This window comes from Micromonospora rosaria (assembly GCF_001567585.1).
Lineage (GTDB): Bacteria > Actinomycetota > Actinomycetes > Mycobacteriales > Micromonosporaceae > Micromonospora > Micromonospora rosaria.
On sequence record NZ_LRQV01000229.1, the window covers coordinates 1 to 6,037 of the forward strand.

Annotated in this window: 5 protein-coding genes; 1 reads left to right on the forward strand and 4 read right to left on the reverse strand. The window is 74.5% G+C overall.

Features of this window, described 5'->3' with window-relative positions:
- The coding region (locus tag AWW66_RS31025; protein WP_157528234.1) for a GGDEF domain-containing protein at positions 1 to 1,144 on the reverse strand (1,144 nt) is incomplete at its 3' end.
- Positions 1,145 to 1,333: 189 nt separating this feature from the next.
- The gene (gene ligA / locus AWW66_RS31030; protein ID WP_067374085.1) at positions 1,334 to 3,469 is read right to left on the reverse strand and encodes an NAD-dependent DNA ligase LigA; all 2,136 of its coding nucleotides are present in this window, start codon (positions 3,467 to 3,469) and stop codon (positions 1,334 to 1,336) included.
- Between the two features lie 207 nt (positions 3,470 to 3,676).
- Between ligA and AWW66_RS31035 the strand changes: the two genes are divergently transcribed.
- Positions 3,677 to 4,285: a type II toxin-antitoxin system PemK/MazF family toxin gene (locus tag AWW66_RS31035; protein WP_067374076.1), complete on the forward strand. Its 609-nt coding sequence runs from the start codon at positions 3,677 to 3,679 to the stop codon at positions 4,283 to 4,285.
- Between the two features lie 123 nt (positions 4,286 to 4,408).
- Here AWW66_RS31035 and AWW66_RS31040 read toward each other — a convergent pair whose 3' ends face one another.
- Positions 4,409 to 5,419 carry an ADP-ribosylglycohydrolase family protein gene (locus AWW66_RS31040; protein ID WP_157528237.1) on the reverse strand — a complete coding sequence of 337 codons (1,011 nt, stop codon included), beginning with the start codon at positions 5,417 to 5,419 and terminating at the stop codon, positions 4,409 to 4,411.
- A gap of 138 nt (positions 5,420 to 5,557) precedes the next feature.
- Positions 5,558 to 5,926, reverse strand: a complete 369-nt coding sequence (locus tag AWW66_RS31045) for a VOC family protein (RefSeq protein ID WP_211272162.1) — start codon at positions 5,924 to 5,926, stop codon at positions 5,558 to 5,560.
- Between the last annotated feature and the right edge of the window lie 111 nt (positions 5,927 to 6,037).

Sequence of the window (6,037 nt, forward strand, 5' to 3'; positions counted from 1 at the left end):
GCTCGGGATAGACGGCGATGCCGATGGAGCCCCCGACGTCCAGCGGCAGCCCGTCCAACGACACCGGCTCGGCGAGGGTGCCGACCAGCCCCTCGGCCAGTTCCCGCGCCTCGTCGACCCCGGTCAGGCCGGGCGCCACGATGGCGAACTCGTCCCCGCCGAGCCGGGCCACCAGCTCACCGGGCGCCACCGCGCCGGCCAGCCGGGCGCTCACCTCGACCAGCAGCCGGTCCCCCACCCCGTGCCCGAGGGCGTCGTTGACGTTCTTGAACCGGTCCAGGTCGATCAGGAGCAGGCCGAGGTGCGCGTCGGGCGCGCCGCGCGCCGCGCGTTCGGCGTGCAGGTGCACCTGCTCGGCCACCTCGGCCCGCAGCGCCTTGCGGTTGGGCAGCCCGGTGAGCGGGTCGAGCGCGCCGAGGTGCGCCCGCTCGGCGGAGAGCCGGGCCATCCGGTACACCGCGAAGAGCGGGAGCAGCACCAGTGGGACCAGCGCCGCGCTGGCCCAGGCCGCGGCGGCGAGAACCGGCGCGAGCAGCAGGTGCGACCCGGTGGTGAGCAGTTCGAAGCCGAGCCCCTGGCGGTACCCGGGCCACCAGCGGTCGCCGAAGCGGAGCCGGACCGCCGTACCGACCAGGCCGTAGTTGACCACGAACCAGGCAGCCGCCGCACCGGCCACCACCAGGACGTCGACCCAGCCGGGGCGGGCACCGTCGAAGAGCCCGCCCGGCCCGAGCCGGAGCACGCCGTACGCGGCGGCGAGGGCGCAGGCGTACTGGGCGGCGTTGAAGGTGGTGCGCCACGCCACGTGCCCCATCCGCCAGCCGGCGACCACCACCGCCAGCACCTGCACCGCCACCGCCGGGCCCAGCCCCCAGCCGAGGAGGATCGCGAAGGTGAAGCAGGTGGACGGGAAGACCGGCGAGGCCGGCCGGCGGCCCGGCGACTCGAACGGGCGCACGTCGCAGAGCACCGCCAGACCGGCCATCACCCAGAACGCCGCCGGCAACCCGGACAGCAGGTCCGGCAGGGCGACCAGCGCACCGGCCCCGACCAGCAGGGCCGCGCCGATCGTGGCGGCCACGAAGCCGAAGAACGGCGTACCCCGGCCGGGAGGCACGGAGTTTCGCGGGTCGACGGCCTCCATCGCACCTCCCGGGCGTGTGTGGATGACGGGATCCTGCACGCCCGCCGCTCCAATGAAACGCCCTCAGTGCCGTATTTGCCGGTAGGACAGCCACGAATCGGTTGTAGTCGTAATTAAGTTGGTATTCTTCGCCCTGCCCCTACCGTGGTGGATAGGCCGTTAGCGGGCCAAGATTCACATTGGCGGTGATCATCCCTCGGTCCGGGCCACCTCACGGGCCGCGTCCGGGCCGCGGTCGAGCAGCACCCGGAAGCCCTCCTCGTCGAGGATCGGCACCTTCAGCGTGGCGGCCTTCTCCGCCTTGCTGCCCGGGTTGTCACCCACCACCACGAAGCCGGTCTTCTTCGACACCGAGCCGCTCACCTTGCCGCCCCGGCTCTGCACCGCCTCGGCCGCCTGGTCCCGGGAGAACGTGGCCAGGGTACCGGTGACCACCACGGTCAGCCCCTCCAGCGGGCGCGGCCCCTCGTCGACCGCCTCCTCGGCCATCCGTACCCCGGCCTCGGCCCACTTGCGGACCACCTCGCGGTGCCAGTCCACGGCGAACCACTCGCGGATGCTGACCGCGATCGTCGGCCCGACCCCGTCGACGGAGGAGAGCTCCTCCTCGCTCGCCGCCGCGATCGCCTCGATCGAGCGGAAGTGCCGGGCCAGGGCCTGCGCGGCGGTCGGGCCGACGTGCCGGATGGAGAGCGCCACCAGCACCCGCCACAGCGGACGCTGACGCGCCTCGGCCAGGTTGTCCAGCAGCTTGACCGCGTTGGTACCCAGGGTGCCGTCCTTGTTGACGAAGAACTCGGCGCGGGCGAGCTGCTCGGCGTCGAGCTGGAACAGGTCCCCCTCGTCGGTGACGATCTGCGCGTCGAGCAGCGCCGCCGCGCCCTTGTACCCGAGCACCTCGATGTCGAAGCCGCCCCGGCCGGCGAGGTGGAAGATCCGCTCCCGGAGCTGGGCCGGGCAGGACCGGCTGTTCGGGCAGCGGATGTCGACGTCGGCCTCCTTCGCGGGGGCCAGCGGGGTGCCGCAGGCCGGGCAGGTGGTCGGCATGACGAACGAGCGGGCGTCGGCGGGGCGCAGCTCGACCACCGGGCCGAGCACCTCGGGGATCACGTCCCCGGCCTTGCGCAGCACGACGGTGTCCCCGATCAGCACGCCCTTGCGCTCGACCTCCCGCGCGTTGTGCAGGGTCGCCAGCGCCACGGTCGAGCCGGCCACCCGGACCGGCTCCAGCACGGCGAACGGGGTGACCCGACCGGTCCGGCCGACGTTGACGTCGATGTCGAGCAGCTTGGTGTTGACCTCCTCCGGCGGGTACTTGAAGGCGATCGCCCACCGGGGCGCCCGGCTGGTCGAGCCGAGCCGGCCCTGGATGGCGACCGGGTCCACCTTGACCACCACGCCGTCGATCTCGTGCTCGACGTCGTGCCGGTGCTCGGCGTAGTACGCGATGAACTCGGCCACCCCGGCCAGGTCGGGGACCACCCGCCAGCGGTCGCTGGTCGGCAGCCCCCACGCCGCCAGCGCCGCGTACGACTCGGACTGGGTGGCCGGGCGGAAGCCGGTCCGGGCGCCGATGCCGTGCACGACCAGCCGCAGCGGCCGGGACGCGGTGATCCGGGGATCCTTCTGGCGCAGGCTGCCGGCGGCGGCGTTGCGCGGGTTGGCGAACGGCGGCTTGCCCTGCTCCACCAGCGAGGCGTTGAGGTCGGCGAAGCCGGCGACCGGGAAGTAGATCTCGCCCCGCACCTCGATGAACTCGGGCACCTCGGGGAACGCCTCGGACGGGGTCAGCCGGGCCGGCACCTCCCGGATGCTGCGGACGTTGGCCGTGACGTCCTCGCCGGTACGCCCGTCACCCCGGGTCGCGGCGCGGACCAGCCGGCCCTTCTCGTAGGTCAGGTTGATCGCCAGACCGTCGACCTTCAGCTCGCACAGGTACGGCACCGGGCCACCGGCGTCCCGCTCGACCCGCTCGGCCCAGGCCGTCAGCTCCTCGTCGGCGAAGGCGTTGTCCAGCGACATCATCCGCTCGGCGTGGTCGACCGGGGTGAAGTCGGTGGAGAAGGTGCCGCCGACACGCTGGGTCGGCGAGTCCGGGGTCCGCAGCGCCGGGTACTCCTCCTCCAGCGCCTCCAGCTCGCGCAGCTGCCGGTCGAAATCCGCGTCGGAGACGGTCGGCGCGTCCAGCACGTAGTAGCGGTACTGGTGCTCGGTCAGCTCCTGGCTCAGCGTGGCGTGGCGCTCCCGCGCCTCGGGCGTGGGCTCGGCACCGGCCGCCGCCTCCTGCGCCGCGCTCACCTGTTGAGGGATGGCTTCTTCCGACACGCTGCCGCCTTCCGACACCACGCCGTCCTCCGACACCACGCCGCCTTCCGACACCTGGCCGCCTCCGGACACCGCTGGACCTCCCGTGACTCCGCTACCCCCGCACCGTATCGGGAGGGTGGGACAATAGTCCGCCCACCTGCCCGGACACCGGTGCCGCACCCGGCACGGCCCGACCGGGGCTCCCGGCGAGAGACGGAGGTACGGATGCCCGAGTGGTCACCGTGGGCGGCGCTGATCCTGCTCGCCGTCGCGGCCGGCTGGGCCTGGGACACCTGGCGGCACCGCCCGGCCCGGCAGCCCCGGCCCGCCCGTACCCGCCCCACCGGCTCCCGTACCCCCCGGTCCCGTCCCGGCTCCCGGGCCGCCGGTTCCCCGGCGGGCCGGAGCGGCGCGTCGACCCGCTCGCGCCCGGCGGGCGGCCGACGGTCGGGCGGCCCGGCCGCCCCACCACGCCCCCGCGACGCCGACCGGCACCCGACGGGTACGCCCCGGGCCGGGGAGATCTGGTGGGCCGACGTGCCGTTCGCCGACGGGACCGGCTCGAAGGTACGGCCCTGCCTGGTCCTCGGGGTGGACCGCCGGCACGCCGACGTACTCAAGATCACAAGTCGGGACCGGAGCGACCGGGACGACCACGTCCCGATCCCGACCCGGGACTGGGACCCCGACGCCGAGCACGACAGCTACCTCGACCTCGGTGAGTCCATCCGGGTCACCCTCGACGCCTTCGACAACCGCGCCGGCACCTGCGACCCACCCCTCTGGCGCAAGATCCGCACCCTCCCCCACCTCCGCCCCCACCCCACCCCCTGACCCGCCCCCGCCCCCCGCCCACACCCGCCCCCGCGATCTTGCAGTTGCCGCCCAGGCATCAAGGGCAAAGGCCCCAGACCTGGGACTCCAAGTGCAAGATCGCCACACGCTCTGCGGGGTGGGTTAGTCCCAGGGGGTGGCGAGGGCGGTGAGCTGGTCGGCGTACTCGATGCGGGTGGCCCAGGCGGCGGGCCAGGCGGCCATGCCGGTGGCGGCACCGACGAAGGCCCCGGCCAGCGCGGCGATCGAGTCGGAGTCGCCGGCCGTGGTGGCGCCCCGGGCCAGCGCGGCGACCGGGTCGTCGGCGTGCCGGAGCGCGCAGTACAGCGACGTGGCCAGGGCCTCCTCGGCCACCCAGCCCTCGCCGGTGTGCCGGCACGGGTCACCGCCGTCGTCGGGCTGGGACAGGGCGGTGACCAGCCGGTGCAGGACGCGCCGGCACTCGTCCCAGCCCCGGGCGACGAACTTCTGCGGCGAGTCCGCCCCGGAGCGTCGCCACAGGTCGCCGAGCCAGTCCCCGTGGTACGTCCGCTCCTGCTCGTGGGTCCGGTCGATCAGCAGGGCCGGCAGGTCCGCCGGGGCGACCCCGTCGCGGAGCAGCCGGACGGCGTACGCGGTCAGGTCGCTGGCGGCCAGGCCGGTCGGGTGGCCGTGGGTCAGGCCGGCCTGCAACTGGGCCAGCCCGGCGAGGGTGTCCACGTCGACGTCGAGCAGGCCGACCGGGGTGACCCGCATGTTCGCCCCGCACCCCTTCGAGTCTGCCTGGGTGGCCTCCTGCCAGCGCACCCCCCGGGAGAGTTCGGCGCAGGCGCGCAGACAGGTCATGCCCGGGGCGCGGTTGTTCTCCGGGCTGACCGCCCAGTCCAGGAAACGCCGGCGCAGCAGCGGCTCGACGGCCTCCGGGGTCAGCGTCGGCGCCTCCCGCAGCGCCCACGCCACCGCCAGCGCCATCTGGGTGTCGTCGGTGACCAGCACCGGGTCGCCGACCAACTCACGCGGGCCGGTCGGGCCGTACCGGCGGTGGATCTCGGCGACGGTCAGGAACTCGGTTGGTCGGCCCAGGGCGTCACCGTAGGCGAGACCGAACAGCGAGCCGGAGGCACGCCGGAGCGGGGAATCGATCACGGCGGCCATCATGCCCAGTCCCCGCAACCCACGGGAACCCCCGACCCCGGCGTACCCGGCCGGTCACCGACCCGTACGGCCCGGAGCCGGCGGTGACCGGGGCGGCCGGAGCGCGGCCCACGGGCCCGGCTGCCGCCCCGGCGACGGTCAGTCCCAGCAGAGGCAGAACGGGTGGCCGGCCGGGTCGGCGTAGACCCGGAAACCCTCCCCCTCCCCCGGCAGCCGCCGGGCGCCCAGCGCCAGCGCCGCCCGCTCCGCGGCCTCGATGTCGTCGACCGTGACGTCGAGGTGGAACTGCTGGGGACGGTCCGGGTCGGGCCAGTTCGGCGGTCGCAGGTCCGGGGCCTTCTGGAAGGCCACCCGGGGCTGGTACCCGCGCGGCCCGCCGAGCACCACCCACTCGTCGTCCTCGGAGTCCCGCTCGGCCAGCGGCAGACCGAGCAGTTCGGCGTAGAAGGCCGCCAGGGCCCGGGGGTCGGGGCAATCGATCACGACTGAGCGCAGCTGTCCGATCATGTGCCTCATCCTGCCCGCCGCCAGCGACCGGAAACCCGGCACCGGACCCGCGTGTCGGAGCCGGCACCGGACCCGCAGGTCGGAGCCGGCACCGGACCCGCAGGTCGGAGC